This window comes from Bacillus sp. F2HM (genome assembly GCF_019266135.1).
Classification (GTDB): domain Bacteria; phylum Bacillota; class Bacilli; order Bacillales; family Bacillaceae; genus Bacillus; species Bacillus safensis.
Genome location: NZ_LRMO01000034.1, coordinates 1 through 3,071 on the forward strand (window position 1 = coordinate 1; position 3,071 = coordinate 3,071).

Sequence of the window (3,071 nt, forward strand, 5' to 3'; positions counted from 1 at the left end):
TTCTCTCAAAACTAGATAACAATGTTCATGCTTCACATTAGAATATAGGTTAAGTCCTCGATCTATTAGTATCTGTCAGCTCCACGTGTCACCACGCTTCCACCTCAGACCTATCAACCTGATCATCTTTCAGGGATCTTACTTCCTTGCGGAATGGGAAATCTCATCTTGAGGGGGGCTTCATGCTTAGATGCTTTCAGCACTTATCCCGTCCGCACATAGCTACCCAGCGATGCCCTTGGCAGAACAACTGGTACACCAGCGGTGCGTCCATCCCGGTCCTCTCGTACTAAGGACAGCTCCTCTCAAATTTCCTGCGCCCGCGACGGATAGGGACCGAACTGTCTCACGACGTTCTGAACCCAGCTCGCGTACCGCTTTAATGGGCGAACAGCCCAACCCTTGGGACCGACTACAGCCCCAGGATGCGATGAGCCGACATCGAGGTGCCAAACCTCCCCGTCGATGTGGACTCTTGGGGGAGATAAGCCTGTTATCCCCGGGGTAGCTTTTATCCGTTGAGCGATGGCCCTTCCATGCGGAACCACCGGATCACTAAGCCCGACTTTCGTCCCTGCTCGACTTGTAGGTCTCGCAGTCAAGCTCCCTTGTGCCTTTACACTCTGCGAATGATTTCCAACCATTCTGAGGGAACCTTTGGGCGCCTCCGTTACATTTTAGGAGGCGACCGCCCCAGTCAAACTGCCCACCTGACACTGTCTCCCTGCCCGATAAGGGCAGCGGGTTAGAAGGTCAATACAGCCAGGGTAGTATCCCACCGATGCCTCCACCGAAGCTAGCGCTCCGGTTTCCAAGGCTCCTACCTATCCTGTACAAGCTGTACCAACATTCAATATCAGGCTGCAGTAAAGCTCCACGGGGTCTTTCCGTCCTGTCGCGGGTAACCTGCATCTTCACAGGTACTATAATTTCACCGAGTCTCTCGTTGAGACAGTGCCCAGATCGTTGCGCCTTTCGTGCGGGTCGGAACTTACCCGACAAGGAATTTCGCTACCTTAGGACCGTTATAGTTACGGCCGCCGTTTACTGGGGCTTCAATTCGCACCTTCGCTTACGCTAAGCGCTCCTCTTAACCTTCCAGCACCGGGCAGGCGTCAGCCCCTATACTTCGCCTTACGGCTTCGCAGAGACCTGTGTTTTTGCTAAACAGTCGCCTGGGCCTATTCACTGCGGCTTCTCGGGGCTTTAACACCCTAAGAAGCACCCCTTCTCCCGAAGTTACGGGGTCATTTTGCCGAGTTCCTTAACGAGAGTTCTCTCGATCACCTTAGGATTCTCTCCTCGCCTACCTGTGTCGGTTTGCGGTACGGGCACCTCTCACCTCGCTAGAGGCTTTTCTTGGCAGTGTGGAATCAGGAACTTCGCTACTAAATTTCGCTCGCCATCACAGCTCAGCCTTTACGGGAAACGGATTTGCCTATTTCCCAGCCTAACTGCTTGGACGCGGATATCCAATACCGCGCTTACCCTATCCTCCTGCGTCCCCCCATTGCTCAAATGGTGAGGAGGTGGTACAGGAATATCAACCTGTTGTCCATCGCCTACGCCTTTCGGCCTCGGCTTAGGTCCCGACTAACCCTGAGCGGACGAGCCTTCCTCAGGAAACCTTAGGCATTCGGTGGACGGGATTCTCACCCGTCTTTCGCTACTCATACCGGCATTCTCACTTCTAAGCGCTCCACCAGTCCTTCCGGTCTGGCTTCACAGCCCTTAGAACGCTCTCCTACCACTGTTCGTCAGAACAGTCCGCAGCTTCGGTGATACGTTTAGCCCCGGTACATTTTCGGCGCAGAGTCACTCGACCAGTGAGCTATTACGCACTCTTTAAATGGTGGCTGCTTCTAAGCCAACATCCTGGTTGTCTAAGCAACTCCACATCCTTTTCCACTTAACGTATACTTTGGGACCTTAGCTGGCGGTCTGGGCTGTTTCCCTTTCGACTACGGATCTTATCACTCGCAGTCTGACTCCCAAGGATAAGTCATCGGCATTCGGAGTTTGACTGAATTCGGTAACCCGGTAGGGGCCCCTAGTCCAATCAGTGCTCTACCTCCGAGACTCTTACCTTGAGGCTAGCCCTAAAGCTATTTCGGAGAGAACCAGCTATCTCCAGGTTCGATTGGCATTTCACCCCTACCCACACCTCATCCCCGCACTTTTCAACGTGCGTGGGTTCGGGCCTCCATTCAGTGTTACCTGAACTTCACCCTGGACATGGGTAGATCACCTGGTTTCGGGTCTACGACCACGTACTCATGCGCCCTATTCAGACTCGCTTTCGCTGCGGCTCCGCATCTTCTGCTTAACCTTGCACGGGATCGTAACTCGCCGGTTCATTCTACAAAAGGCACGCCATCACCCGTTAACGGGCTCTGACTACTTGTAGGCACACGGTTTCAGGATCTATTTCACTCCCCTTCCGGGGTGCTTTTCACCTTTCCCTCACGGTACTGGTTCACTATCGGTCACTAGGGAGTATTTAGCCTTGGGAGATGGTCCTCCCGGATTCCGACGGAATTTCACGTGTTCCGCCGTACTCAGGATCCACTCTGGAGAGAATAACATTTCAGTTACAGGGCTGTTACCTTCTTTGGCGGGCCTTTCCAGACCTCTTCGCTTATATCATTCCTTTGTAACTCCGTATAGAGTGTCCTACAACCCCAAGAGGCAAGCCTCTTGGTTTGGGCTGTTCCCGTTTCGCTCGCCGCTACTCAGGGAATCGCATTTGCTTTCTCTTCCTCCGGGTACTTAGATGTTTCAGTTCCCCGGGTATGCCTTCTCATACTCTATGTATTCAAGTATGGATACTACTCCATTACGAGCAGTGGGTTTCCCCATTCGGAAATCTCCGGATCAAAGCTTGCTTACAGCTCCCCGAAGCATATCGGTGTTCGTCCCGTCCTTCATCGGCTCCTAGTGCCAAGGCATCCACCGTGCGCCCTTTCTAACTTAACCATTTCTTACTTTAGAAAGAATCACTATGTGTGATGAACTTTGCATTGCATTCAATGTGAATGTATTACTTATTGTTATCTAGTTTTCAAAGAACA

The 3,071-nt window shown here is 52.3% G+C and carries 1 rRNA gene; it reads right to left on the reverse strand.

Annotated elements, in window-relative coordinates:
* Positions 1-45 precede the first annotated feature (45 nt).
* Positions 46-2,976: ribosomal RNA gene (locus AWT60_RS17830) — 23S ribosomal RNA — on the reverse strand.
* Positions 2,977-3,071 lie beyond the last annotated feature (95 nt).